Genomic DNA, 26,408 nt, shown 5'->3' with positions numbered 1-26,408 from the left:
GCCGGTCCGATGACCAGCCGCACGGCCGGTGAGGTGCCGGGGCCGGAGGCCGGGGCGCCCCGGGAGGCGGCGGACGCGGAGGGCGCGCGGCCGGCCGGGGCCGGTGCCGTCTCCGTACCGGTGGCCCGCAGCGCCGGACCCGGCGACGGGCCCCCCGGCACCCCCCAGACCCCCCGTCCGCTGCCCGAACACGCCCCGCCCACCCAGCGGTTCCTCGCCCGGGCCACCCTCGTCACCGCCTCCCTGTCGGTCGCGGCGGCGCTGCTCGGCCTGGTGCGGGACCAGTCGCTGGCCCGGCTGTTCGGGGCCGGGCAGGACACGGACGCCTTCCTGGTCGCGTGGACCGTGCCGGAGTTCGCGGCCACGCTGCTCATCGAGGACGGGCTGGCCTTCGCGCTGATCCCGGCGTTCAGCATGGCCCTGGCCCGCAGGGCGCAGGGCGACCCGGGGGATCCGGTGCGCTCGCTGGTCGCCGGCACCCTGCCCCGGCTGGCGCTGGCGTTCACGGCGGTCGGGGCGCTGCTCGCGCTGGCCGCGCCGCGGTTCGTCGCGGTGCTCGCGCCGGGCCTCGCCGACCCGGGCCTCGCCGTGGACTGCACCCGGCTCACCGCGACCTGTGTGCTGAGCTTCGGCCTCGCCGGGTACTGCAGCGCGGCCCTGCGGGCGCACCGCCGCTTCCTGGCGCCGGCCGCGATCTACCTCGTGTACAACGTCGGCATCGTCTCGGCGATGTACGTGCTCGGCGGCCACTGGGGCGTGCGCTCGGCCGCCTTCGGGGTCGCGGCGGGCGGCTGTCTGATGGTGGCGGTCCAGCTGCCCTCGCTGGTCCGGGAGGTGCGCCGCCGCCGTGCCGGCCGGGTGGACGAGGCAGTGGTCGCCGCGCCGCAGGCCCTTGACGTGCCGGTGCTGGCCACCGTGCTGCTGTTCGCGCTGTGCCGGCAGTCGCAGGTGCTCATCGAGCGGTTCCTCGCCTCCGGGCTGCCCGCCGGGGCCATCTCGCACCTGAACTACGCACAGAAGGTCGCGCAGATCCCGATGACGCTGTCGATGATGCTGTGCACGGTCACCTTCCCGGTGGTGGCGCGGGCGCTGGCCGACGGCGACACCGAGCGGGCCCGGCGCCGGGTGGAGCGGGATCTGGCGCTGGCCGCCTGCCTGGTGCTGCTCGGCACCGCCGCGGTCGTGGCCTGCGCCCCGCAGCTGATCGGACTGCTGTTCCAGCGGGGCGCGTTCACGGCCGCGGACACCGCGGCGACCGCGGACGTGATGCGGGTCTACGCGCTCGGCCTGCTCGGCCAGACCCTGACCGGCGTCCTGGTCCGCTCCTACTTCTCGGCGGGCCGGCCCACCTGGTACCCGCTGGCCGCGATGGCCGCCGGGATCGTCGCGACCTCCTGGATCGGCGTGTGGACGGTCGGTCCCTGGGGGGTCACCGGGATCGCCGCCGCCAACGCCACCGGCATCACCGTCACCGCCGTCCTGCTGCTCGCCGGCGTGCGGCGGCGCGGCGTGCCCATCCGGACCGGGCCCGTGCTGCGCGAGCTGAGCCGCCCGCTGCGCGCGGCGGTGCCGGCCGCCGTGGCCGGCACCCTGGCGGCGAGCCTGCCGTCGTCCCCGCTCGCCGGACTCGCCGTCGGCGGCGCCACGGTGACCGTCGTGTTCGTCCTGCTCGGCTGGGCCCTCGGCATCCAGGGGCTCGCAGCCGCGGTTGTCTCCGTACGCACCCTGACCCGAAGGCTCGCCCATGCCGTCCTCCGTTGAGTCACCGGCACCCGCCCGGCCCCTCGCCCCCGGACCGGTCCCGTGGATCGCCATGTACCACTCGGTCGGTGACTGCTCCGACGACCCGTACCGCGTCACCGTCACCCCCGACCGGCTGGAGCGGCAGCTGCGCTGGCTGCGCCGGCGGGGACTGCGCGGGGTGTCGGTGGCCGAGCTGCTCGGTGCCAGGGCCCGGGGCTCGGGACGGGACCTGGTGGGTCTCACCTTCGACGACGGGTACGCCGACTTCCTCGACAACGCGCTCACCGTGCTGGCCCGTTGGGAGTGCACGGCCACCCTGTTCGTGCTGCCCGGCCGGCTCGGCGGCACCAACGGGTGGGATCCGCTCGGGCCGCGCAAGCCGCTGCTGACCGCCGACGGCATCCGCCGGGCCGCGGCGGCGGGCGTGGAGATCGGCTCACACGGCCTCACCCATGTCGACCTCACCCGGGCCGACGACGCCCTGCTGAGGGCCGAGACGGCCGGCAGCAGGGCCGCGCTGGAGGAGCTGACCGGCACCCCGGTCACCGGCTTCTGCTACCCGTACGGCGCGGTCGACCGGCGGGCCGTGGCGGCCGTACGGGAGGCCGGTTACGACTACGCCTGCGCCATCGACCCCGGCGGGCTGAGCGGCCCGCACGTCCTGCCGCGCGTGTACGTCGGACAGCACGACACCGCCGTGCGCCTGTTCCTGAAGCACCGGCTGCACCGGCTGCGCCGGCGTCCCGTGGCGGGGCTGCGGTGAAGGCCCTGCACATCATCACGGGGCTCGGCGTCGGCGGCGCCGAGCAGCAGCTGCGGCTGCTGCTGCGGCACCTGCCGGCCGAGTGCGAGGTGGTGACGCTGACCAACCCGGGCCCGGTGGCCGACGGCCTCGCCGCCGACGGGGTGCGGGTGACCCACCTCGGCATGGCCGGCAACCGCGATCTGGCCGCGCTGCCCCGGCTGGCCCGGCTGATCCGGCGCGGCCGGTACGACCTCGTGCACACCCATCTCTACCGGGCCTGCCTGTACGGCCGGATCGCCGCCCGGCTGGCCGGGGTACGCGCGGTCGTCGCCACCGAGCACTCCCTGGGCGACACCCAGACCGAGGGCCGGCCGCTCACCGCGGGGGTCCGCGCGCTGTATCTGCTGGGCGAGCGGCTCGGCCGGTCCACCGTCGCGGTCTCCCCCACGGTCGCCGACCGGCTCGCCCGCTGGGGGGTGCCCGAGCCGCGGATCGCGGTGGTGCCCAACGGCATCGACGTCGCCCGGTTCGCCTTCGACCCGGAGGTCCGCCGGCGCACCCGTATCCGCCTCGGACTGCCGGAGAACGCCTTCGTCGTCGGCGGCGTCGGCCGGCTCGCCCCCGGCAAACGCTTCGACGTGCTGGTCCACGCGCTCGCCGCACTGCCCGCCGACTGCCGGCTGCTGCTGGTCGGCGGCGGCCCGGAGGAACCCGCACTGCGGCGGGCCGCGCGGCGGGCCGGGGTGGCCGGCCGGGTGGTGTTCGCCGGGGAGCGGCCCTATCTGCCGGACGGCTCGGCCGGGCCCGATCTGCCCGCGCTGGCCTCGGCGATGGACGTGCTCGCCTCCCCCTCCCCCGAGGAGGCGTTCGGCCTCGCGGCCGTGGAGGCGCTCGCTGCCGGGCTTCCGGTGCGCTACACCTCCTGCCCGGCCCTCCAGGACCTGCCGCCCGGGGCGGCCCCGGACGCGGTGCGGGTCGCGTGCGACGCCGGCGCCTACACCCGCGCCCTCGCCGGGGTCCGTGCCGCCGGGCCCGGCCCGCGCACCGCCCCCGAGGCGGTCCGCCACTACTGCATCACCCGCAGCGCCGCCCGGCTCATGGACGTCTACACGGCGGCGCTCGCCCGCACGTCCCCCAAGTCCCGATCCCCCCAGGGAGTCAGCCCGTCATGACCGAGAACCTCACCCGGCACCACCACCCCTCCCGCCCCTCCCGTCTGCGCGCGCTCCCGCCCTGGTCGCTGGTGGCGGCCGGCGTCCTGGCCGGCGGGCTGCTGGGCGGCGGATACGGCGTGCTGAAGCCCCCGCAGTACACGGCGACCAGCTATGTCGTGGTCGTCCCCAGCGATCGGTCCGACACCGCGAGCGCGCTCGGCTTCGCGCAGGCGTACGGCCGGGTCGCCACCCAGGTCGCGGTGCTCGGCGACGCCCAGGTGTGGGCCGGGGTCCCGGTGGCCACCCTGCGGGACAGCGTGCGCACCGCCACCTCGCCGGACGCCCCCATGGTCGCCGTCTCCGCCACCTCCCCGCGCCCCGGGCGGGCCGCCGACATGGCCAACGCGGTCGCCCGCGCCCTCACCCAGCACGCCAACGCGGCCAAGGCGGACACGCACGTCGGACTGATGCAGTTCTCCCGCGCGCCGAAGCCCTCCGAGCCCTCCTCGGCGTCCCCCGTGCTGACCGGTCTGGTCGGGGCGAGCGCGGGCGGGCTGCTCGGCGCCCTCGCGCTGCTGGTACGGCCGCGGCGCCGGCCGGAGGAGGAGACCGCCCGCCCGGCCTCGGTGCCGGGGCCGGCCGTCGCCGCCGACGCGCACGGTCAGCTGTGACCGCCACCTACCCGGCGCGCGCGGCCCGCCCCGCCCTGACCGCCGAACTCGTCACCGACGCGCACGCCTTCGCCGCGCTGGCCCCGGCCTGGGGGCGGCTGTACGGGCGGTGCGCCACCGCGACCCCGTTCCAGAGCCACGCCTGGCTGCACTCGTGGTGGCTGTCGTACGGCACCCCCGGGCGGCTGCGGCTGCTGGTGGTGCGGGCCGGCTCCGAACTGGTGGCCGCCGCGCCGCTGATGCTGGTCCGCCGGCCGCTGCCCGCGCTGGTGCCGCTCGGCGGGGCGATCTCCGACTACGCCGACGTGCTGCTGGACGACACCGACGACGGTCCGGCGGCCGGCGCCCTCACCGGGGCGCTGGCGGAGGCGGCCCGCACGGCACTGGTCGACTTCCGCGAGGTGCGCCCGGGCGGCGCGGTGGAGCGGGTCTACGACCGCTGGCCGGGACCGCACCGCGCGGTCGCCGACTCGCTGTGCCTCGAGCTGCCCGCGGTGCCGATGGCCGACCTGCTGTCCCGGCTGCCGTCGGCCAAGGCCCAGCGGGTGCGGGCCAAGCTGCGCAAGCTGACCGCGCTGGGCGTGCGGCGGCGGACGGTGTCCCCCGGGGACCCCGGGGACATGAACGCGGCGCTCGGCCGGCTGCTGGAGCTGCACCGGCTGCAGTGGCAGGGGCGGAAGGTGACGGGCGAACACCTCCGGCCCCGGTTCCGCGAGCATCTGGTGCGCGCGGTGGGCCCGATGGCGCGCGCGGGGAACGCCGTGGTCACCGAGTTCCTGATCGACGACGAGGTGGTGGCCGTCGATCTGACCCTGCTCTCGGGCAGCCTGGCCGGCGGCTACCTCTACGGCGCCCATCCCGGCCTCAGGGAGCGGAAGGCGGATGTGGCGGTGATGCTGCTGGACGCCTGTGCCGAGCTGGCCGGCGGCGGCCACGGCACGCTGAGCCTGCTGCGCGGCGACGAGCCGTACAAGCACCACTGGCGGCCCGAACGGGTGGCCAACCGGCGGCTGCTCATGGCCCGCCGGCGCACCGCCCCGCTGCTGGCGGCCGCGCTGTGCGACGCGACCGCCCGGCAGCGGGGCAGGGAGGCGCTGCACCGGTGGCGGGAGCGCGGTCAGGACCGGGACTAGCGGGTCCTCGACCACCAGTCGAGGCGGAAGCAGAGCTTTCCGCCGAGCCAGTGCTCGACCCAGTCGCCCAGCTCCAGCGGCGAGCAGTCGGGGGCGGGTTTGGCGGGCGTCGGCGTGGGCGTAGGTGTGGAAGTCGGGGTCGGCGCGGGTGCCGGGGCCTGGTGCTCGGTGCGGCCGTACAGGGCGGTCCGGTAGATCCGCGACGAGCGGGGGTTGTCCGCGCACTGCCACACACCGTGCGGGCAGTAGTCGGTCAGCGTGTTGTACAGCGGCTTGTGCTCGTCGATCCAGGCGAGCATGCGCCGCATGTACTCCGCGTTGTCGCCGTTGCGGAAGAGCCCCCATTCCGGATAGGAGACGGGCTTGCCGTGGGCCTTGGCGAAATCCACGTGCTGCTGGAGGCCGAAGGGTTCCTTCACCTGCTCGTCGAACGACATTCCGCTCGGCTGGTCGTAGGAGTCCATTCCGATGATGTCGACCGTGTCGTCGCCCGGATAGCACTCGGTCCAGGGCACCGCGTCCCGGCCGCGGCTCGGCGTGAAGTCGAACCGGAATTTCTGGCCCGGCACGGAGCGCATGACGGCGACGACCCGGTTCCAGTACGTCTTCCATGCCTGCGGGTCGGGTCCGCAGCGATGGGTGTAGGTGGTGCCGTTCATCTCCCAGCCGAGCACGAGCACCGTGTCCTGTGCCTTCAGCTCCACCAGCCGCTCGGCCAGGGCCTTGAAGTGGCGGTCGAACGCGCCGGCCGCGGCCTGCCGCAGCAGCCCTCGCACCTGGCTGTCCGAGAGGTGCTCCTCGTTGCGCTCCTGCATCGGCACATTGAGGACGAGCGTGCGGTCCGCCTGCTGGCGCCGCCAGTTCGCCCAGACGTCCAGGAAGCCGGGCGAGCCCTCGATGTCCTGCCAGCGTTCGCCGGGCAGATAGGTGTGGGCGACCTTCAGCTCCGTCCCACCGAGCCAGTGGCTCAGCTCGGCCATCCGCGCGACCCCGAGGGAACCGGAGTCGAGGAACGCCCCGAAGGGCGGGACGGCGGGGGCGGGCGCGGAGGCGGAGGCCACCGGGGTCTGCGAGGGGGTGGCGAGCAGCGGTCCGGTCGGCGTGGCGGAGGCGGGGGCGGTGGGCTTGGCGGAGGCGGGGGCGGTGGGCTTGGCGGATGCGGAGGCCGTGGGGGTGCCGGTCGCCGGGGCCGGCGGGACGGCGGGGGCCGCCGGCAGGGCCGGGGCCGTCGGGGCCGGGGCCGTCGGGCCGGCGGCTCCCGCCGTCACCGGGGTCACGGCGAAACCGGGACCGACCGCCAGGGTGACCGACACGACGACCGACGCCGCGAGGACGACCACCCGCCCGGACCGGGCCCCGCGCTGCTGTGCAGCCATGTCCGCCCCTTTCTCCACTCGCTCGACGACGACCCGGCGCATTCCGCCTATTGACACTCAGTCATATGAATACGAACCGTGCCAGTGCGGTTGCCGCATTCGGGTCCCCGAGGCCCCCGCACGGGCGAACGTCCGGGCGGGGCGGGCCCTGGCTGGTGGCGGCCGGCGGCGGGCTGCGCGCTGCCGTGCGGGACGGGCCTGACCGCGGCCGGCCGGTGGTGGAGAACCACCCGCCGCTGTGTGCGCGCTGCGGCGCCAACTGGCCTGCGGGCTGTTGGTGCTGTGGGCCCGGCTCGCGGCGGGCCGGCCGGCCGACGGCGAGAGAGCGGGCGGCCACTGAGGCGGGGCCCGCCGGCGACGGGCCCGCACGGCGTGGCGAGGTGCCACGGGCGGCGTGACCCGGAAGGATGCTCTACGACGCGGGAACGCGTCATGGGCGGCGGGTGCCGGACGCTGGGCCCGGCACCCGGCACGCTTACCTGCGTGAGGCGGACCGGCCTCGCCGGTACAGGAACGTCCCGGCCGCGATCAGCACGGCGCTGGCCGCCGAGGTCGCGATCATGGCCCGGCTGTCACCACCGGTGTGCGGGAGCGAGGGCGGCGTCCCGGGGTGGTGGTCCCCGCCACCCGGCGGCGGGGTCTCCTCACCTCCGTACGGAGGAGGCGGGGTCTCTTCGCCGCCGTACGGAGGAGGCGTCGTCTCCTCACCGCCGTACGGAGGAGGCGTCGTCTCCTCACCGCCGTACGGAGGAGGCGTGCTCGCTTCCCCGCCGTACGGAGGAGGCGTGGTCTCCTCGCCTCCGTACGGGGGCGAGGTCGTGGGCGGCGTGGTCTCGTCGCCGCCATAAGGAGACGGGGTCGCGGACGGCGTGCTGCCGTTGTCGCCGTACGCGCCCGGGGTCGCGGTCGGTGTGGTCTCGTCGTCGCCGTAGGGAGACGGGGTCGCCGACGGCGTGCTGTCGTCGTCGCCGTAGGAGGTCGGGGGCGCGGACGGCGTGCTGTCGTCGTCCCCGTAGGGGGTCGGGGTGGCCGACGGCGTGCTGTCGTCGTCGCCGTAGGCAGGGGTGGAGGGGGCCCCGTAGCCGTCGGAGTCGTCCGAGCCGCTGGAGACGCCGGAGCCGGATGTGTCGCCCAGGGCACCGGCCGCTTCCCGGGGCCCGCTGTCCCCCAGGCCCTTCGAAGCCAGGGCGGCGGCGACACAGGAGTTGACGAATCCCGGGTTCATCGCGGTCGCCGCGTCGACGGAGCCGCCGCAGACATCGGCCTTGACGTCCGCCGGGGACTGGACGTTGTCCCCGGCCACCGCGCCGGGGGAATCCTTCGCTGCACCGCGGGCATGGGAGTCGGCGAGCGCGGAGCCGCCGTACAAGGACAGCACGCCGGTCGCGACGGCGGCCACGGCCATGCCCTTGCTGAGAGTCTGTCGCAATCTCGTGGTCTTCCTGCTCGAAGATATGGGAAGGCCGGCCCCGGAACGAAGAATCGACTGATCGACGGTCCGGAGCCGGCCTGGAACACAGCCGGTGGGCTGGTGCGTACTGCGCGCGAACGTCAGACGTTGGCGCAGACGTTGCCGAACGCCGGGTTCAGCAGAGCGATGACGTTCACCGTGTTGCCGCAGACGTTGGCCGGGATGTGAACGGGGACCTGGATCACGTTGCCGGACACGACACCGGGGGAGTTCGTGGCCGTACCGGTGGCACCGGCGTCGGCGAACGCGGGGGCCGCCACGCCCAGGGCCAGGATGGCGCCGGCGACGACAGCAGCGCTCTTCTTCATGAAGTTTCCCTTCTCTGCGGTCATGCCCTGATGACGGCCGAAGCCGAGCGAGCACAACTGGAACGGCTCGCACCATGACCGGCAGGCTGTAGAACGAGGGATAGACAGCGGAAGAAACTCTGGAACGCGTGCCGTCACCTAATTCACTCGAACGCCTTCACAGAATTGACACCTTGGCGGACAAGCGGAGAAACGCTTCTTCGAAAAGACCACAAACGAAGCCCGAGCAGATGCGTGGAAAAAACCCACGCATCGCCCGGGCGGACTTCGCTTCGAGCTCGGTCAGCGGTTGCCGATACCGTTGCCCGCCAGCACGGAGATGTCGTCCAGGACGTGCGACAGCGGCTCGTCCTCCTTGGCCTGGGTCGAGTTCTCGGCGCACTGCTGGTTCTGCGGCGCGGACAGGACCGGGACGTCCTGCGCCACACCGACGGCGGCGAGGATGCCGACGACCGACTGGGCGTTCGCCTTCGCCGGCAGACCGACGCAGAGCTTGTTGAGCGAGCCCTGCACCAAGGTGGCCTGCGGGCTCATCCGGCCCGCGGTCAGCTGGTTGCCGAACGCCTCGCGGGCGCCGGTGCCGCTCGCCGACCTGGTGCCCGTGTCGTTGCCGATGGCAAGCGCCTGGGGGGCTGCCGCGGCCGACACACCGACGACGGACGCGGCGACCGCCGCCGCGGCCATTGCCTTCTTCAGCATGTGGGTTCCTTTCCTGGCTCTTCGCCAAGACGCACGTTCCTGCCTCCGCAACAACCGGGCCGGCGCCGTTTGGTTGCGGGGCGTCACCCGGATCTCCGCTCCGTGTGGGCCATCGGAGTGAACCGCAAGAACCCGGGGGTGAGAGCGGCAGTTGAACCAGGACGCTCCGGTGGACGGGGTTTCTCCAGAAGGGAATGACCAAGTGATCAAGCAGGTACTGGCCACCGCCGCGGTCGCCGCCTCCGTCGTCGGCGCCTCCGCCGCCACCGCGTCGGCCATCGGCAACGACACCGGCACCACGTCCTTCAGCGGCAACAACGCCGCCCAGGCGTTCGGCAACTCCGCCACGTACGGCAACATGAGCCCGCAGCTGGCGCTCATCCAGGGTTCGCTCAACAAGCCGTGCGTCGGCCTGCCGGCCAAGCTCAACCTCCAGGGCCTCGTCGGCGCCGGCGCCGTCGGCGTCCTGCAGGACGTGCCGGTCCTCTCCGCGCCGCAGAACCAGCAGTGCACCGAGAACTCGACCCAGGCCAAGGGCGACGAGCCGCTGTCGCACATCCTCGACGACATCTCCGCCCTCTCCGGCAACGGCACCGGCAACCACTGAGTTCCGCCGGGCCCGCGACGGGCCCACGACGGGCCGCCGAGCGCATCGGCGGCCCGTCCGCCGTTTCCCGGCCACGCCCCCGCCCGCCTCGACGGACGGGGGCGTTCATGGACTCATCGCACTGCGCTGCTCCGTTCGGGGCACTTGTCGCAACCCCGGCGGGGTGCGGGCCGTTGTCGATCACGCAGCTCCTCCCCGGAGTCCGCCTTTCGAAAGGGAACGAACATGAAGAAGCTGTGGGCAACCGCGGCTGTCGCCGCCTCCGTCGCCGGCCTTGCCGGGGTGGCGGCCCCCCAGGCCCTCGCCATCGGCAACGACACGGGCACCACGTCGCTCAGCGGGAACGACGCCAGCTCGGCGTTCGGCAACTCCGCCACGCTCGGCGACCAGAGCCCGCAGCTCTCGCTCGTCCAGGGCTCGCTGAACAAGCCGTGCGTCGGCCTGCCGGTGAAGGCGAACGGCCAGGGCCTGGTCGGGATCGTCGCCGTCGGTGTCGCGCAGGACGTTCCGATCCTGTCCGCGCCGCAGAACCAGCAGTGCACCGAGAACTCGACCCAGGCCAAGGGCGACGAGCCGCTGTCGCACATCCTGGACGACATCTCCGCGCTGTCCGGCAACGGCACCGGCAACAACTGATCCGCTTCCTCCCGCGGCGGCGGGTCACCGGTCCTCCCGGTGACCCGCCGCCGTGCTGTCTAGGCCCGCTTGCGGTAGAGCGCGTCGATCTCGGCGGCGTACGCGGCCGTCACCGCGTGCCGTTTGACCTTGAGGGACGGGGTCAGCATCCCGTTCACCTCGGTGAACTCCCCTTCGATCAGCGTGAAGGCCCGGATCGACTCGGCGCGCGAGACGGCCTCGTTGGCGTGGTCGACCGCCTTCTGCACCTCGGCGCGCATCCGCTCGTCGCCGACCAGCTCGGACAGCGGGGTGTCCGGCGGCAGCCTCCGTACGGACAGCCAGTGGGCGACCGCCTCGGGGTCCAGGGTGATCAGGGCGGCGACGAAGGGCCGGTTGTCGCCGACGACCAGGCACTGGCCGACGGGCGCCCGGCTGCGCAGCCGGTCCTCCAGGACGGCGGGTGCCACGTTCTTGCCGCCGGAGGTGACGAGGATGTCCTTCTTGCGGCCGGTGATGGTGAGGTAGCCGTCGTCGTCCAGCGCCCCGAGGTCCCCGGTGGCGAGCCAGCCGTCGTGGAGCACCTCGTCGGTGGCGGCCGGGTTGTTCCAGTACGACCCGAAGACCACCCCGCCCTTGATCAGCACCTCGCCGTCGTCGGCGATGCGCACGGACACGCCGGGCACCGGCCGGCCGACCGTGCCGGGGCGGGGGCTGAGCGGGGGCACGAGGGTGGCGGCGGCGCTGGTCTCGGTCAGGCCGTAGCCCTCGTAGACGACGATGCCGGCCGCGTGGAAGAACAGGTTGAGGTCGCGGTCCAGCGGGGAGCCGCCGCTGACGGCGTACCGCAGCCGGCCGCCCAGCTCTTTGCGGATGCGGCGGAAGACCAGCAGGTCGTACAGGGCACGGGCGGCGGACAGGCCGGGCCCGGGGCCGGGGCCCGTGCCGAGGAGCCTTCGCAGGCGGGCGGCGGCGAAGCGGACGGCGATCCGTTCGGCGCGGTCGAAGGAGGCGGCCCGTCCGATCCTCTCTGCGGTGGCCCGGCCGGTGTCGTGGATCTTCTCGAAGAGGTACGGCACCCCGACCAGGAAGGTCGGCCGGAACTCCCGCAGCGCGGGCCGCAGTTCGTCCGGCTTGACGCTCGGGAAGTGGCCCGTCTCGATCCGGGCCATCAGGCAGGCGAGTTGGAGGCTGCGGCCGAGGATGTGGGCGAGCGGCATGAAGAGCAGGGTGGAGGCGGTCCCGCCGGTGACGGCCTGGAACACCGGGTGCAGCAGCTCGACGGTGTTGGCGGCCTCGGCGTGCAGGTTGGCGTGGGTGAGGACGCAGCCCTTGGGGCGGCCGGTGGTGCCGGAGGTGTAGCAGAGGGTGGCGATGGTGCCGGGGGTCAACGCGTCGCGCCGCTTGGCGAGTTCGTCGTCGCCGACGTCCCGGCCGAGGGCGGTGAGGTCGGCGAGCGCGCCGGCGTCCAGCCGCCACAGCCGCGGGGGGTGCGGGTGGCCGGCCGTGCCGGTGGTGACGGTGGCCGCGTTCTCCTCGTTCTCGACGACGGCGAACCGGGCGCCGGAGTCGCGGACGATCCACTCCACCTGCTCGGCGGAGGAGGTCGGGTAGACCGGCACGGACTGGCCGCCGGCCGCCCAGACGGCGAAGTCCAGGACGGTCCACTCGTAGCGGGTGCGGGACATCAGCGCGACCCGGCCGCCCGGTTCGAGTCCGGCGGCGATCAACCCCTTGGCCACGGCCGCCACTTCGGCGGCGAAGACCGCCGCCGTGACCGGCCGCCAGGCACCCTCGCCACGGCGGCGCAGCAGGATCGCGTCCGGTGTCCCGGCCGCATGGGCGAACGGCAGGTCAGCGAGAGAGCCCGAGGCGAGCGGGGGCGCCAGGGGCGCGGCCCGCACCTCGCGGACCGCGCCCGCGGGGTCCCGGACGATCTCCACGGCGGCGCGGGCCATCAGATCGGTGCGCCGCCGTGCCCGTTTCAGATCCCTGTGTGCGCCCATCACGGCTCCCGGTGGGGTGCGTGGTCTGCTGAATCTCCGTGCGGAACCGCCAACTTACTCGCTAGTAAGAAAAGGTCAATGGGGTGCGCGCAGACTCGGCCGGACGGTTCACTCCACGGGCTCGGTACGGCTCGCCCCGCGGATGGTGTCGGCGAGGGCCCGTACGCCGCGCGCCGCCGAGCCGTCCTCGACGGGTCCGCGGTGCCGCGCGGGGCCGTGCCCGGCCGGGCCGCCCGGCCGCGAGAGTTGGTGCCCGGCCGGGCCGTCCCGCCGCGCAGACCGGTTCCGGGTGTCGCTGCCGCCGTTCCGTCTCGTCCTGCCCGTAGGTCCGTTGACGTCAGACGTGTGCGTCTGCCGCCGACCGTGACGGGGCGGGGGCCCGGAACGCGCGCCCCGGAGTGTTGCGGATGGATCTCGAACCGGCCACGACGGCGGACCGCCGTGACCGGCAGGTGATGTCCCGGTGGCCTAGGAGACGATGTCCTTGCGTGCGAAACCCCGGAAGGCCAGCGCGAACAGCACCAGGGCGTACGTCATGGAGAGCGCGGTGCCCTGGATCATGCCGGACCACTCGGCGTGCGGCTGGACGGCGTCGGCCCAGGCGAACTGCCAGTGCGCGGGCAGGAAGTCGCGCCAGTGGCCGAGAGCGGTGACGGCGTCCAGGACATTGCCGACGATGGTCAGGCCGACCGCGCCGCCGACCGCGCCGAGCGGGGCGTCCGTCTTGGTGGAGAGCCAGAACGCCAGTCCGGCGGTGACCAGTTGGGACACGAAGATGTACGCCACGGCGACCAGGAGCCGCTGTGCCGCCGTACCGGTGTCCAGGACGCCGCCGGTGGGGATCTGCAGCGGCCCCCAGCCGTAGGCGGCCGTGCCGGCGGCGAGCGCCACGAGCGGCAGCAGCACCATCGCGGCCAGGCTCAGGCCGAGCGCCACGACGAGCTTGGACCACAGCAGCCGGGCCCGGGGCACGGGCGCGGCGAGCAGATAGCGCAGCGAGGACCAGCTCGCCTCCGAGGCGATCGTGTCCCCGCAGAACAGGGCGACCGGGATCACCAGCAGGAAGCCCGCCGAGACGAAGAGGTTCACGGCGGCGAAGTTGGCGCCGGAGGCGGTGGCCGTGTCCATCAGGGTGACCTGGCCGTTGCGGCCCGCCGGGTCGCCGCCGATCGCGAAGGCGAGCAGCAGCACGAACGGCAGCACGGCCAGGATCGCGCCCATGACCAGCGTGCGGCGCCGCTTGAGCTGGCGGGCCAGCTCCACCCGCAGCGGCAGGGTGCGCCCCGCCTGGTAGCCGGAGGCGACCTCGGTGAGCGTGCTCATGCGGAACCTCCGATCAGGGTGAGGAAGGCGTCTTCCAGGCGGCGGTGCGGGCCGACCGAGGCGACCGGCACCTCCAGCCGCACCAGCTCCACGACCAGCCGCTCGGCGGTGCCGCCGGCGTCGAGCCGGATCAGGAGTCCGTCGTCGGTGCGCACGGCGGAGGTGACGCCCGGCAGTGCGCCCACCTTCTCCACCACCGGCTCCTCCACGGGCGCCGCGGTGCCGACCAGCAGGGTGTCGCCGGCGCCGACGATCTCCCGGACCGGCCCGGCCCGCATCAGCCGGCCGCGGTCCATCACCACCAGGTGGGTGCAGGACTGCTCGACCTCGGCGAGGAGGTGGCTGGAGACGATCACCGTGCGGCCGCCCGCCGCGTAGCGGATCATCACCTCGCGCATCTCGCGGATCTGGGGCGGGTCGAGGCCGTTGGTCGGCTCGTCCAGGATGAGCAGGTCGGGCAGGCCCAGCATGGCCTGGGCTATGGCGAGGCGCTGACGCATGCCCTGTGAGTAGGTGCGCACCGCGCGGGCGAGGGCGTCGCCGAGCCCGGCGATCTCCAGGGCCTCGTCCAGGTGGGCGTCCGCGGGCGGGCGGCCGGTGGCCCGCCAGTACAGCTCCAGGTTCTCCCGGCCGGACAGGTGGGGCAGGAAGCCCGCGCCCTCCACGAACGCGCCGACCCGGGAGAGCACCGACGCACCGGGCCTGATGACATGGCCGAAGACGCGGATCTCGCCGTCGTCCGGCCGGATCAGGCCCATCAGCATGCGCAGGGTGGTGGTCTTGCCCGCGCCGTTCGGCCCGAGCAGGCCGAGGACCTGGCCCTTCTCCACGCGGAAGGACAGGTCACGCACCGCGTACCGGTCGGTGGACTTCGCGTACCGCTTACTCAGGTCCTTGATCACCAGCGGGACCTCGGCCAGCTCCGGATCGGGTCCCGGGGCGGCGGTGCGGCGGCGGGCGGTGAGCAGCAGGGCGAGGGCGGCGGCCACGCCGGCGGCGGGCAGCCACCAGACCCAGGCGGGCAGGGCCGCGGCGGCGGCGGTGACCGCGGGGGCCGTCGGCACGCTCAGGCCGCCCTTCAGGGAGACGGTGTAGGTGGCCGGGGCGGCCGGTGAGGCGTAGCCGAGGTCGGTGGAGGCGAGGACCAGGCGGAGCCGGTGGCCCTTCTGCACCTCGTGGTCGATCGCCGGGAGGGTGACGGTGACGTCCTTGCCCGCCCCGGCGCCGGTCACCCGGAAGGGCGCGACCAGTTGGGCGGGCAGGACCTGCCGGGTGCCGCCGCCGGGGCCGACGTCGTAGACCTTGCCGAACAGGACGGCGTCGGGGGAGGTGGAGGCGATACGGATCGTGGCGGTCGGGGCGCCGGTGATGCGCAGGTCGCGGGTGAGCGGGGCCGAGTCGAAGTGCGCGTACTGGCCGGGGAAGTCCAGGGAGACGCCGACGCCGAGGGCGGACAGCTGGGAGAGGCCGCCGGAGCCGCCGAGGCCGGGCAGCGCGGAGACGCCGGGCGGGCTGGCGCCCGCCGGGTTGGCGACGCGCTGGGTGCCGCCGGTGAGGGCGATGCCGCGCCGGTGGTCGTGCAGGCCCGGGTAGGCGGCGGCGCTCGCGCCGCGCAACTGGACGGTGCCGTCGGTGGAGTCGATGCCTCCGGTGCGGGTGACCCGGAAGGCCGGGCCGGTGTCGGCCGCCTTGTCGCCCTTCAGATACCGGTCGAACCAGGCGCGCACGCGGGTCTCGATCCGGCTCGTCTCCAGATTGCCGCCGTCGTGTCCGCCGGCGATCCAGTCGACGTCGACGGGAGCGCCGCCCGCGCGGATCGCCCGCGCGGCCGCGTCGGCCTGGTCGAGGGTGAACAGCGAGTCCGTCTGCCCCTGCACCAGCAGGGTGGGCACCTTGATGCGGTCGCCGACGGCGGACGGCGAGCGCCCCTCCAGCAGCTCGCGGGCGGCCGGGTCCGGGGTGCCGGACTCGGCGACCCGGTCGTACATCCGGCAGAGCGCGGGTTCGAACGCCGCGCAGCCGCCGCCGCTGTTGAAGAAGACGCCGGCCCACAGCTTCTTGAACACGCCGTTCGGGAACAGGGCGTCCGCGAGGTTCCAGTAGGTGATGGCCGGGGCGATGGCGTCGACCCGCCGGTCGTGTCCGGCGGCGAGCAGGGAGATCGCGCCGCCGTAGGAGCCGCCGGCCAGGCCGACGCGCGGGTCGCCGGGCTTGTCGAGCCGCACCTGCGGCTGCTCGGCCAGCCAGTCGATGAGCCGGGAGACGTCGGCGACCTCGCCGTCCGGGGCGTTGAGGCCGATCTTGCCGGTGGAGCGGCCGAAGCCGCGCGCGGACCAGGTCAGGACCGCGTACCCGTCGCGGGCGAGGTCCTCGGCCTGCCGCCGCATGTCGTCCTTGCTGCCGCCGAAGCCGTGGGCGAGCAGGACGGCGGGGTGGCGGCCCGCGCCGGCCGGGGTGAAGTACGAGGTGTCCAGACGCACTCCGTCGACCGCCATGATCCGGTCGCTGCGGTGCACGGCCCGCGGGTCGTCGGAGGCGACGGCCGCCGTCCACGTCCCGGCGCCCGCGAGCACCGCGACGGCGGCCGCGGCGGCGACGAGCCGGCGCGGTCCCTTCAGCAGCCCTCGCAGCGCGGGCACTCGAAGATCCATGCGTCAACGGTACGGGCCGCCACCGACAACCGCCGCTGCCGCCGGTCGGAACTCCGGGCCCTCCCTGGGGCGTACGGGGGCGGGGCGGCGTACGCCGAACGCGGTACACGGCGCCGCCGCCCCCGTCACCCCCGGCGGCGGGGGCGGCGGGGGCGGCGGCCCCGGCGAGGGGTCCGGGCTTCGGCGGCTACCGAGGCGGGATGACGTCGTGGGACGGGACGCCCTGGGCCGGGATGCCGTGCGCCGTGGCGCCCGCCGGGGCCTGTGCGATCTGCTCGTCCTCCGGGATCGACACCAGCCAGCGGGTCTCGCGGCGCGGGCGCAGGTACAGGGCCCAGTAGAGGGTGGCGACGGCGGTGATGCCGCCGGTCCACAGCAGGTAGGTCGTCTCCTGCTGGCTCAGGATGTAGGCGAGGACCGCGATCAGCAGGACCGGCATCGCGGGCCACAGCGGCATCCGCCAGGCCGGTGTGTGCCGGTGGGAGCCGCGGCGGGCCAGCAGCGCGGCGACCGCGACCAGCAGGTACATGCCGGTGACGGAGACGCCGGTGACTCCGTAGAGGGTGTCCAGGTTGACGAAGCAGAGCACCGCGCCGGGGACGCCGACCGCGAGGGTGGCGACCCAGGGGGAGCCGAAGCGGCCGAGCTTGGAGAAGAGGCTGTTGACCGGGCCGGGCCAGGCCTTGTCGCGGGCGGAGGCGAACAGGACGCGGGAGTTCTGGATGACCATCACGATGCCCGCGTTGATGATGGCGAGGGCCACGCAGAGGCTGACGAAGGTGCCGACCGCCGAGTTGGACCAGGCCGTGACCATGGAGCTGATGTCGCCGCCGGTCAGCTCCCCGAGGTCGGAGGCGCCCATGGTGATGGCGACGACCGGGACCAGGATGACCACGGTGGAGATGGCGAGGGTGGCCAGCACCGTGCGGGCGACGTTGCGGCGCGGGTTCTCCAGTTCCTCGGAGAGGTAGACGGCGGTCGAGAAGCCCTGGGTGACGAAGAGGGCGATGGCGAGCCCGGAGACCACCAGCATGGCGGTGACGGTGTCCGTGTGGCTGTTCCCGCCGGCCACCTGCATGGAGACGAGGCTGCCCGCGCCGCGGTGGCTGTGCGTGAAGCCCAGCAGGGCGACGACGCCGGCCGCGATGACCTCCAGCACCAGGAAGATGCCGGTGATCCAGGCGTTGGCGCGCAGGTCGAGCAGGCCGGCGAGGGTGGCAAGCAGCATCACGCCGGCGCCGGTCATCGAGGGGTCGAGGTGCACGATCGGGGCGAGGTAGTCCGCCGTGCCCATCGCGATCACCGGCGGCACGATCATGACGACCAGCAGGGAGAGCACGAAGACGAGCCAGCCCGCGAGCCGCCCGGCCATCGTGGAGACCATGGCGTACTCGCCGCCCGCGCTGGGGATGAGGGTGCCCAGCTCGGAGTAGCAGAACGCCACGGCGATACAGAGGAGGGAGCCGATGGCGATCGTCAGGGCGGTGGCGGTGCCGAGGGAGCCGAACAGATCGGGGACGACCACGAAGAGCGTGGAGGCGGGCGTGACGCAGGACAGTGTCAGCAGGGTGCCGCCGACGACGCCGATGGACCTCTTCAGGCCCGGGGCGGGGGCTGTCGCGGGGTCGGCCACGGACTTCTGGAGCGTGTCGGTCATACGGCGGTTCCGATCGACTCGTGCGACTGCGGGTGGGGGTCGGGAGCGCTATCGCCTCCGGCGGATCGTCGTACGTTCATCTCGTCCGCTCCCGGCGCTGCATAGAACCCCGACGAAAACCGCTGCGTCAATGGCCGTTTACCTTCGGAATCCGCACTCGTGGCAAGCCGTGCGTCGCATCGCTTTCCCAGGCGTTGGCGCCCTTTAGATGCATCCATCAAGCCCAGACGGAGTGTGACCTTGCTTTTAAAGGTCATCTTCTGGCAACCCCTTCGTCACCCGTTTCGTCCGCCCTGAACGGGAACCGCAGCACGCGCGTCAAAAAAATGTCAGGGGTCCGCTATGCGGACGGTGAATAAGGTCGCGTTCATGTCAGGACTGCCGGATAGAGTGCGCCGCGCACATCAGTGCGGACACAGTGGGGTGGGGACATGGAGACGCGGCACACCGCGACCTGGGTGGCATGCACGGCGGCGGCGCTGATGGCGGCCTCCGGCTGCGGCACGCACGGCGCCGAGACGGCCGTCAAGGTGGTCGACAAGGCCGACGGGGCGATGGCGGCGCTGGCCCGGGCGACCGACCGTACGGAGGCCCTCCGCTCGGCCGAGGTGCGCATGACGACCGACACCGGCACCAGCGGCCCGGTCGCCATGGCAGGCACGTACTCCTGGGGCGACGGGTACGCCTTCGACGTCCGGATGGACACCGAGGCCGCGCACATGCAGGCCGTGAACCACTCCCCCGAGACGCACGTCCTGTTCGTCGACGGCGTCTACTACTACGACGTCGACACCTTCCGCTCCGGCCCGTACAAGGGCCGGGACTGGATCAAGGTCGACGGTTCCGCGGTGTTCGGGAAGAAGGGCTCCCAGGCCCTGGCCGGTGCCGACGGCAGCCCTTCGGCCTCCATGAAGGGCCTGAAGTACGCCCGCGACGTCCGGAACCTCGGTGCGCAGACCGTGGACGGGCGGCACACCACGCACTACCGGGCCGTGGTCGACCAGGACCACATGGGCAGGCTCAAGGACGCCTACGGCGAGGGCAGCCCGATGAGCGCGGCGACCGGCGCGACCTCGATCGCCACGGACGTGTGGGTCGGCTCCGACGACCTGCCGGTGCGGCTGCGGCAGAAGATGGGCACCCTGACGGTGACCATGGACTTCGAGAAGTTCGGCAGGACGGTCGACGTCAAGGCGCCGCCCGCCGCGCGCACCGCCGACCTCACCGCCGTGATCGAGGCCCAGCGCAAGCGGGGGCAGCTGGGCCGGCAGGGCTGAACGCACCGGTGCCCCGCTCTCCCGTGCGGAGGGCGGGGCACCGCGCTGTCAGGACCGGCGGGCGCTGAGGGCTCCCGGATCCGTGGCGGCCGGCGGCTGCTCAGTGGTTGCGCGGGAAGCCCAGGTCCACGCCGGCCGGGGCCTCGGACGGGTCGGGCCAGCGCGTGGTGACGACCTTGCCGCGGGTGTAGAAGTGGGTGCCGTCGTTGCCGTAGATGTGGTGGTCGCCGAAGAGCGAGTCCTTCCAGCCGCCGAAGGAGTGGTAGCCCACCGGCACCGGGATCGGGACGTTCACGCCGACCATGCCGGCCTCGATCTCCAGCTGGAAGCGGCGGGCCGCGCCGCCGTCCCGGGTGAAGATCGCCGTGCCGTTGCCGAACGGCGAGGCGTTGATGAGGGCCACGCCCTCCTCGTAGGTGTCGACGCGCAGCACGCACAGCACCGGGCCGAAGATCTCGTCCTGGTACGCCTTCGCGCTGGTCGGCACCTTGTCCAGCAGCGAGATGCCGATCCAGTGGCCGTCCTCGAAGCCCTCGACGGTGTAGCCGGTGCCGTCGAGCACGACCTCGGAGCCCTCGGCCGCAGCGCCCTCGACGTAGGAGGCCACCTTGTCGCGGTGCACCTTGGTGATGAGCGGGCCCATCTCCGACGCCGGGTCGTTGCCCGGACCGATCTTGATCTTCTCGGCGCGCTCGCGGATCTTCTCCACCAGCGTGTCCCCGACGGCACCCACGGCGACGACGGCCGAGATGGCCATGCAGCGCTCGCCCGCGGAGCCGTAGGCGGCGCTCACGGCCGCGTCGGCCGCCGCGTCCAGGTCGGCGTCCGGCAGGACCAGCATGTGGTTCTTGGCGCCGCCGAGGGCCTGCACGCGCTTGCCGTTGGCGGAGGCGGTGGTGTGGATGTAGCGGGCGATCGGGGTCGAGCCGACGAAGGAGACGGCCTTGACGTCCGGGTGCTCCAGCAGGCGGTCCACGGCCACCTTGTCGCCGTGCACCACGTTGAAGACGCCGTCGGGCAGACCGGCCTCGGCCAGCAGCTCGGCGATCTTGATCGACGCCGACGGGTCCTTCTCGGACGGCTTCAGCACGAAGGTGTTGCCGGTCGCGATGGCGATCGGGAACATCCACATCGGGACCATCGCCGGGAAGTTGAACGGCGTGATGCCCGCGACGACACCGAGCGGCTGGCGGATGGACGAGACGTCGACGCGGCTGGCGACCTGCATGGACAGCTCGCCCTTCAGCTGCACGTTGATGCCGCAGGCCAGGTCGACGATCTCGAGGCCGCGCGCGACCTCGCCGAGCGCGTCGGAGTGGACCTTGCCGTGCTCGGCCGTGATCAGCTCGGCGATGGCGTCGCGGTTGGCGTCCAGCAGCGCCCGGAACTTGAAGAGGATCGAGGTGCGCTGGGCCAGCGAGGACTGGCCCCAGGTCAGGAAGGCGTCCTTGGCCGCGGCGACGGCCGTGTCCACCTCCTCGGCCGACGCGAACGCGACCTTGGTGGTGACCGCGCCGGTCGCCGGGTCCGTGACCGGCCCGTACGTACCCGACGCGCCTTCGACGGACTTGCCGCCGATCCAGTGGTTGACGATCTTCGTCATGCCCAGAAACTCCTTTTACAGATGGCGGCGTCGGGTCGAGACGTGCCGTTCGTACAGCTCTCGTGCCTTGACCGCCGACGGTCGGGTCGCGGTCTCGGCCACAGGAACATCCCACCAGGCCTGCGCCGGAGGTGCGCCCGACACAGTGTCGGACGTTTCGGTCTCCACATAGACACAAGTGGGAGTGTCGGCGGCCCGCGCCTCGGCGAGCGCCGCGCGCAGCTCCCGTACCGTCCTCGCGCGCAGCACCCGCATGCCGAGGCTGGCCGCGTTGGCGGCGAGATCCACGGGCAGCGGGGCACCCGTGTACGCCCCCTCGTCCGTCGGGAACCGGTAGGCCGTGCCGAAGCGCTCGCCGCCCACCGCCTCCGAGAGCCCGCCGATCGACGCGTACCCGTGGTTCTGCACCAGCAGCACCTTGATCGCGATGCCCTCCTGCACGGCGGTGACGATCTCGGTCGGCATCATCAGATACGTGCCGTCGCCGACCAGGGCCCATACGTTCCGCTCGGGCGCGGCGAGCTTCACGCCGAGCGCGGCCGGGATCTCGTAGCCCATGCAGGAGTAGCCGTACTCCAGGTGGTACTGGTCGCGGGAGCGCGCGCGCCACAGCTTGTGCAGATCGCCGGGGAGCGAGCCGGCCGCGTTGACGAGGATGTCGGACTCGTCGACCAGCGCGTCCAGGGCGCCGATGACCTGCGGCTGGGTCGGCCGTACGTCCGGCTCCCCGGCCTCGAAGCAGGCGTCGACGCGCTGTTCCCAGCGCTCCTTGTCCTCGGTGTACTCGGTGACGTACCCCGCCGCGGCCGTGTACCCGTGCGCGGCCAGCGCCTCGGTCAGCTCGCCCAGGCCGCTGCGGGCGTCCGCGATCAGCGGGAGCCCGGCGAGCTTGTGGCCGTCGAAGGGCGCGATGCTGAGGTTGAGGAAGCGGACGTCCGGGTTCTCGAAGAGGGTGCCGGAGGCGGTGGTGAAGTCGGTGTAGCGGGTGCCGACGCCGATCACCAGGTCCGCGGTGCGGGCCAGCTCGTCGGCGGTCGCGGTGCCGGTGTGGCCGATCCCGCCGACGTCCTGCGGATGGTCCCAGCGCAGCGAGCCCTTGCCGGCCTGGGTGGACGCGACGGGGATGCGGGTGGCCGCGGCGAACTCGGCGAGGGCCTCCTCAGCGCGGCTGTGGTGGACTCCGCCGCCGGCGACGACCAGCGGCCGGCGCGCGCCGCGGACCGCCCGGACCGCCGCCGCCAGCTCCACCGGGTCCGCGCCCGGCCGCCGTACGGTCCACACCCGCTCGGCGAAGAACTCCTCCGGCCAGTCGTAGCCCTCCGCCTGCACGTCCTGCGGCAGCGCGAGCGTGACCGCGCCGGTCTCCACCGGGTCGGTGAGGACCCGCATGGCCTGCAGGGCGCTCGGGATCAGCTGTTCGGGGCGGCTGACCCGGTCGAAGTACCGGGACACCGGGCGCAGGGTGTCGTTGACCGACACATCGCCCGCGTACGGCACCTCCAGCTGCTGGAGCACCGGGTCGGCGGGGCGGGTGGCGAAGACGTCGCCGGGCAGGAGGAGCACCGGGAGGTGGTTGACGGTGGCGAGGGCGGCGCCGGTGACCAGGTTGGTCGCGCCGGGGCCGATCGACGTCGTCACCGCGTGTGCGGACAGGCGGCCAGACTGGCGGGCGTAGCCGACCGCCGCGTGCACCATGGACTGCTCGTTGCGGCCCTGGTGGAAGGGCATCACGTCCCGGTGCTCGATCAGCGCCTGGCCGATCCCGGCGACGTTGCCGTGGCCGAAGATGCCCCAGGTGGCGTCGATCAGCCGCCGGCGTGTGCCGTCCCGCTCGGTGTACTGGGCGGCGAGGAAGCGGACGAGTGCCTGGGCGACGGTCAGCCGGATCGTCATCGGTAGCCCCCTGTGCTCGCTGCGTGGTCGGGGTGGAAGCAGATCCGCCACTCCCGGGTCGCGCCCGGTCCCGCCATGACGTTCAGGTAGTACATGTCGTGGCCGGGCTGGGCGATCGACGGGCCGTGCCAGCCGTCGGGGACGAGGACGGTGTCGCCCGAGCGGACCTCGGCGAGCACATCGGCACCGCCCGCGCGGGAGGGGAAGACCCGCTGGTAGCCGAGCCCGCTCGGGCCGTCGATCTCGAAGTAGTAGATCTCCTCCAGCTCGGACTCCTCGCCCGGCCGGTGCTCGTCGTGCTTGTGCGGCGGGTACGAGGACCAGTTGCCGCCCGGGGTGATCACCTCGACGGCGATCAGCTTGTCGCAGTCGAAGGAGTCGGCGGAGGCGAAGTTGCGCACGCGGCGGGCGCAGCTGCCGCTGCCGCGCTCCTCGACGGGAACCTCCGGCGCGGGGCCGTAGCGGGCGGGGAGTCGTCGCTCGCACTTCGCTCCTGCCAGGGCGAAGCGGCCTCCCGCGCCGGAGGCGATCTGGACCCGGGTGTCCCGGGGGGCGTACACGAAGTCGGAGACGTCCGCGAACACACTTTCCCGGCCCAGGAGTTGGAACTCGTTCTCCTCGATTTGTACGGTACATCCGCCTTCCAGCGGAAGCACGATCCATTCACTGTCGCCGGTGGTGAACGTATGGCTGCCACCGGGCGCCAACTCGACGACGCGCAGGCTGCTGTGTGACCAGCCGGCCAACTTGGGATCGATGTCGACGACGTACTGGGGATTCGCGGTGGCACCCCTGGGCAGGTGCAGGTCGGTGCTGGTCATGCGGCCCTCACAGCAGTCCTACGGCGGTGTCCACGGCGGCGGCCACGTCGCCGTCCGCCGGGTACAGCAGCGAGCGGCCGACCACCAGGCCGCGCACGGTGGGGAGTCGGAGCGCGCCGCGCCACTTCTCGTAGGCGGCGTCCTGGTCCTCGGGGGCGTCGCCGATGTCCCCGCCGAGCAGCACGGCGGGCAGCGTGGAGGTCTCCATGACCCGGGCCATGTCGTCGGGGTTCTCGGTGACCGGCACCTTCAGCCAGGTGTAGGCCGAGGAGCCGCCGAGTCCGGAGGCGATGGCGATGGACCGGGTGACCGCCTCGGCCGAGAGGTCGTTGGTGAGCTTCCCCTCGGGGGTGCGGCGGCTGATGAACGGCTCGACGAAGACCGGCAGCCGGCGTGCGGCCATCGCGTCGATGGCGCGGGCGGTGGACTCCAGGGTGGTCAGCGAGCCCGGGTCGGTGTAATCGACGCGCAGCAGCAGTTTGCCCGCGTCGAAACCGAGGCGCTCGATGTCCTCCGGGCGGTGGCCGGTGAACCGGTCGTCGAGTTCGAAGCTCGCCCCTTGCAGGCCGCCGCGGTTCATCGAGCCCATGACGACCTTGTGGTCGAGGGCGCCGAGCAGGAGCAGGTCGTCCAGGATGTCGGCGGTGGCGAGGACGCCGTCGACACCGGGCCTCGAAAGGGCGAGGCAGAGGCGTTCGAGCAGGTCGGCGCGGTTGGCCATGGCGAGCCCCCGGTCGCCGACGCCGAGCGCGCCGCGGGCCGGGTGGTCGGCGGCGACGATCATCAGCCGGCCGTGCTCGGCCAGCAGGGGTCTGCGGGCGCGGCGGGCGGCGGCCTCGGCGATCGCCTCGGGGTGGCGGGTGCGGATGCGGACCAGTTCGGCGATGTCCACGCGGGAGTGCCGGACACCGTCCCCGCCCTGCGTGTGCGTCCCGGTGACGCGGCCGGCCCTCACAGCACCGCTCCCGCGTCGAGCGCGGCGGCCACCTCGTCGGGGGTCGGCATCGCGGAGGAGCACTCCAGCCGGGAGGCGACGATGGCGCCGGCCGCGTTGGCGTGCCGCATGATCGTCTCCAGGTCCCAGCCGGCCAGCAGGCCGTGGCAGAGGGAGCCGCCGAAGGCGTCACCGGCGCCGAGGCCGTTGAGGACGGTGACGGGGAGCGGGGGGACCTCGGCGGACTCGCCCTTCCGGTTGACGGCGAGGACGCCCTTGGGTCCCTGCTTGACCACGGCGATCTCGACGCCGGCGTCCAGCAGGGCGCGGGCGGCGGCGTGCGGCTCGCGGACCCCGGTGGCGATCTCCACCTCGTCCAGATTGCCGACGGCGACGGTGGTGTGGCGCAGGGCCTCGGCGTAGAAGGGGCGGGCCTCGTCGGGGTGGCTCCAGAACATCGGCCGCCAGTCCAGGTCGAAGACCGTGGTCCCCGCCGCGGCCCGGTGGGCAAGGGCCGCGAGGGTCGCCGTACGGCTCGGCTCCTCGCTCAGTCCGGTGCCGGTGACCCAGAAGATCCGGGCCTCGCGCAGGGCGTCCAGGTCCAGCTCGTGGGCCTCGATCTCCAGGTCGGGGGCCTTGGGCTGCCGGTAGAAGTAGAGCGGGAAGTCGTCCGGCGGGAAGACCTCGCAGAAGGTGACCGGGGTCGGGAGTCCGGGGACGGGGGTGACCCAGCGGTCGTCGACGCCGAAGCCGCGCAGCGCCTCGTGCAGATAGGTGCCGAACGGGTCGTCGCCGGTGCGGGTGATCACGGCGGTGCGGCGGCCGAGCCGGGCCGCGGCGACCGCGACGTTCGTCGCCGAGCCGCCGAGGAACTTGCCGAAGGAGGACACCTGGGCGAGCGGGACACCGGTCTGCAGGGGGTAGAGGTCCACTCCGATCCGCCCCATGGTGATCAGGTCGTAGGCCATCGGCTTCCCTTCGTCATGGCTCTCCCCGGTTTTCTAGCCCCGCTCGCCGAGCCCTGTCAATGTTTTGTCCGGACATTCGGACCAGCGTTCTCCCCGATGGGCGGAACCCGGCCAGGGGAGCCGGCCGGGCCGCTCGTTGCATAGGTGCCCTTTGTGGCCGCCGTGTCACAAACACCCCCCTCCCGTCACACATGTCACACGTACGCGGGCTCCGCGTCACACCCGGTCAACAGCCTTCCCCTGTTGGTCACTCTGCGTCGTTCACCGGGCACAGGCTTGGTGATCGCCAGTGCAGCGCCCGGTCCCCCCGGCGGCCGTTCCGGTCACCGCCGCGGCGCGCGCGCAGGGAGGTACAGCTCATGACCGACCGCAGGCTCTGGTCCTACAAGGAGATCGCGGCGCACATCCGGGTGCAGCCGGACACCGTACGGTCCTACCGCAAGCACGGGCTGCTGCCCCCACCCGACCACGTCGAGGGCGGCAAGCCCTACTGGTACGCCGACACCGTCCGCGCCTGGGTCGCCTCCCGCCCCGGCAACCGCGGCCGCAGAGACGGCTGAATCCCACCCGCCCGCGCTCCCCCGCCGACGCGCCATGCCGTGCCGCACCCGGTGCGGCACGGGGTCGCCCCCTACGGCTCCGCCGCCGCCCCGGCCCCGCCGCACCGCGGCACGAAGCGCGGGGCGAAGCGGGGGCGGGGCGGCGGCGGTGAGGGAGGGCGGTGGGCGCCCGCGCGGCCGGGAGCGGGGGTCA

At 73.5% G+C, this 26,408-nt stretch carries 22 protein-coding genes; 9 read left to right on the top strand and 13 right to left on the bottom strand.

Annotation, left to right across the window (positions count from 1 at the left end):
* The first annotated feature begins 9 nt into the window (after positions 1 to 9).
* Genes murJ through ACF073_RS28700 form a run of 5 tightly spaced genes read left to right on the top strand, consistent with a single transcriptional unit; the run spans position 10 to position 5,446 of the window.
* Complete coding sequence (murJ, locus tag ACF073_RS28720; RefSeq protein ID WP_392074286.1) at positions 10 to 1,761, top strand: murein biosynthesis integral membrane protein MurJ; 1,752 nt, start codon at positions 10 to 12, stop codon at positions 1,759 to 1,761.
* Positions 1,745 to 2,506 (top strand): polysaccharide deacetylase family protein, encoded by a 762-nt coding sequence (locus tag ACF073_RS28715; RefSeq protein ID WP_392074285.1) that lies wholly within the window; start codon positions 1,745 to 1,747, stop codon positions 2,504 to 2,506. Before murJ ends, ACF073_RS28715 begins: the two co-directional genes overlap by 17 nt.
* Entirely contained in the window at positions 2,503 to 3,660 is a 1,158-nt protein-coding gene (locus ACF073_RS28710) for a glycosyltransferase (RefSeq protein ID WP_392074284.1), read from the top strand. The genes ACF073_RS28715 and ACF073_RS28710 overlap by 4 nt, the downstream gene beginning before the upstream one ends.
* A complete protein-coding gene (locus tag ACF073_RS28705; protein WP_392074283.1) occupies positions 3,657 to 4,313 on the top strand; it encodes a lipopolysaccharide biosynthesis protein in 657 nt (218 codons plus the stop codon). Before ACF073_RS28710 ends, ACF073_RS28705 begins: the two co-directional genes overlap by 4 nt.
* The gene (locus tag ACF073_RS28700) at positions 4,310 to 5,446 is read left to right on the top strand and encodes a GNAT family N-acetyltransferase (RefSeq protein ID WP_392074282.1); all 1,137 of its coding nucleotides are present in this window, start codon (positions 4,310 to 4,312) and stop codon (positions 5,444 to 5,446) included. The genes ACF073_RS28705 and ACF073_RS28700 overlap by 4 nt, the downstream gene beginning before the upstream one ends.
* Here the strand turns inward: ACF073_RS28700 and ACF073_RS28695 are convergent.
* From ACF073_RS28695 to ACF073_RS28680, 4 genes are all read right to left on the bottom strand, one after another.
* Positions 5,443 to 6,822 carry a glycoside hydrolase family 26 protein gene (locus ACF073_RS28695; protein WP_392074281.1) on the bottom strand — a complete coding sequence of 460 codons (1,380 nt, stop codon included), beginning with the start codon at positions 6,820 to 6,822 and terminating at the stop codon, positions 5,443 to 5,445. The two genes, ACF073_RS28700 and ACF073_RS28695, sit on opposite strands and share 4 nt — an antisense overlap.
* A 475-nt stretch (positions 6,823 to 7,297) precedes the next feature.
* Positions 7,298 to 8,251, bottom strand: a complete 954-nt coding sequence (locus ACF073_RS28690; protein WP_392074280.1) for a chaplin family protein — start codon at positions 8,249 to 8,251, stop codon at positions 7,298 to 7,300.
* A 122-nt stretch (positions 8,252 to 8,373) separates the two neighbouring features.
* Positions 8,374 to 8,601, bottom strand: a complete 228-nt coding sequence (locus ACF073_RS28685) for a chaplin (RefSeq protein ID WP_392074309.1) — start codon at positions 8,599 to 8,601, stop codon at positions 8,374 to 8,376.
* Positions 8,602 to 8,883: 282 nt separating this feature from the next.
* Complete coding sequence (locus ACF073_RS28680) at positions 8,884 to 9,300, bottom strand: rodlin (RefSeq protein ID WP_392074279.1); 417 nt, start codon at positions 9,298 to 9,300, stop codon at positions 8,884 to 8,886.
* Positions 9,301 to 9,502: 202 nt separating this feature from the next.
* Here ACF073_RS28680 and ACF073_RS28675 point away from each other — a divergent pair, with 202 nt between their 5' ends.
* Both ACF073_RS28675 and ACF073_RS28670 read left to right on the top strand, forming a co-directional pair.
* On the top strand, positions 9,503 to 9,907 hold the full coding sequence (locus ACF073_RS28675) for a rodlin (RefSeq protein ID WP_392074278.1): 405 nt from the start codon (positions 9,503 to 9,505) through the stop codon (positions 9,905 to 9,907).
* A 225-nt stretch (positions 9,908 to 10,132) separates the two neighbouring features.
* The gene (locus ACF073_RS28670; RefSeq protein WP_392074277.1) at positions 10,133 to 10,543 is read left to right on the top strand and encodes a rodlin; all 411 of its coding nucleotides are present in this window, start codon (positions 10,133 to 10,135) and stop codon (positions 10,541 to 10,543) included.
* 59 nt (positions 10,544 to 10,602) lie between these two features.
* Here the strand turns inward: ACF073_RS28670 and ACF073_RS28665 are convergent, their stop codons facing one another.
* The 4 genes from ACF073_RS28665 to ACF073_RS28650 form a co-directional block, all read right to left on the bottom strand.
* Positions 10,603 to 12,528 carry an AMP-dependent synthetase/ligase gene (locus tag ACF073_RS28665; protein ID WP_392074276.1) on the bottom strand — a complete coding sequence of 642 codons (1,926 nt, stop codon included), beginning with the start codon at positions 12,526 to 12,528 and terminating at the stop codon, positions 10,603 to 10,605.
* Positions 12,529 to 12,996: 468 nt separating this feature from the next.
* On the bottom strand, positions 12,997 to 13,851 hold the full coding sequence (locus tag ACF073_RS28660) for an ABC transporter permease (protein ID WP_392074275.1): 855 nt from the start codon (positions 13,849 to 13,851) through the stop codon (positions 12,997 to 12,999).
* Positions 13,848 to 16,502: a CocE/NonD family hydrolase gene (locus ACF073_RS28655; protein ID WP_392074274.1), complete on the bottom strand. Its 2,655-nt coding sequence runs from the start codon at positions 16,500 to 16,502 to the stop codon at positions 13,848 to 13,850. Before ACF073_RS28655 ends, ACF073_RS28660 begins: the two co-directional genes overlap by 4 nt.
* A gap of 187 nt (positions 16,503 to 16,689) precedes the next feature.
* The gene (locus ACF073_RS28650) at positions 16,690 to 18,159 is read right to left on the bottom strand and encodes an APC family permease (RefSeq protein WP_392074273.1); all 1,470 of its coding nucleotides are present in this window, start codon (positions 18,157 to 18,159) and stop codon (positions 16,690 to 16,692) included.
* A gap of 431 nt (positions 18,160 to 18,590) precedes the next feature.
* Between ACF073_RS28650 and ACF073_RS28645 the strand changes: the two genes are divergently transcribed.
* Positions 18,591 to 19,436: a hypothetical protein gene (locus ACF073_RS28645; RefSeq protein ID WP_392074272.1), complete on the top strand. Its 846-nt coding sequence runs from the start codon at positions 18,591 to 18,593 to the stop codon at positions 19,434 to 19,436.
* 100 nt (positions 19,437 to 19,536) lie between these two features.
* On the opposite strand, the gene mmsA is transcribed toward ACF073_RS28645, so the two are convergent.
* From mmsA to iolC, 5 genes are read right to left on the bottom strand one after another with little or no spacing between them, the layout of a single operon-like run.
* Complete coding sequence (mmsA, locus tag ACF073_RS28640; RefSeq protein ID WP_392074271.1) at positions 19,537 to 21,039, bottom strand: CoA-acylating methylmalonate-semialdehyde dehydrogenase; 1,503 nt, start codon at positions 21,037 to 21,039, stop codon at positions 19,537 to 19,539.
* 15 nt (positions 21,040 to 21,054) lie between these two features.
* Complete coding sequence (gene iolD / locus ACF073_RS28635; RefSeq protein WP_392074270.1) at positions 21,055 to 22,932, bottom strand: 3D-(3,5/4)-trihydroxycyclohexane-1,2-dione acylhydrolase (decyclizing); 1,878 nt, start codon at positions 22,930 to 22,932, stop codon at positions 21,055 to 21,057.
* Positions 22,929 to 23,753 (bottom strand): 5-deoxy-glucuronate isomerase, encoded by an 825-nt coding sequence (iolB, locus tag ACF073_RS28630; protein ID WP_392074269.1) that lies wholly within the window; start codon positions 23,751 to 23,753, stop codon positions 22,929 to 22,931. Before iolB ends, iolD begins: the two co-directional genes overlap by 4 nt.
* 7 nt (positions 23,754 to 23,760) lie before the next feature.
* A complete protein-coding gene (locus ACF073_RS28625; protein WP_392074308.1) occupies positions 23,761 to 24,645 on the bottom strand; it encodes a deoxyribose-phosphate aldolase in 885 nt (294 codons plus the stop codon).
* 59 nt (positions 24,646 to 24,704) lie between these two features.
* Positions 24,705 to 25,655: a 5-dehydro-2-deoxygluconokinase gene (gene iolC, locus ACF073_RS28620; protein ID WP_392074268.1), complete on the bottom strand. Its 951-nt coding sequence runs from the start codon at positions 25,653 to 25,655 to the stop codon at positions 24,705 to 24,707.
* A gap of 359 nt (positions 25,656 to 26,014) precedes the next feature.
* Between iolC and ACF073_RS28615 the strand changes: the two genes are divergently transcribed.
* The gene (locus ACF073_RS28615) at positions 26,015 to 26,215 is read left to right on the top strand and encodes an AlpA family transcriptional regulator (protein ID WP_059249651.1); all 201 of its coding nucleotides are present in this window, start codon (positions 26,015 to 26,017) and stop codon (positions 26,213 to 26,215) included.
* Positions 26,216 to 26,408 lie beyond the last annotated feature (193 nt).

Origin of the sequence: Streptomyces sp. NPDC015171, from assembly GCF_043079545.1 — a bacterium.
GTDB lineage: Bacteria > Actinomycetota > Actinomycetes > Streptomycetales > Streptomycetaceae > Streptomyces.
The sequence above is the reverse complement of the archived record's forward strand: the minus strand, read 5'-3'. Positions and strand labels throughout refer to the sequence as shown.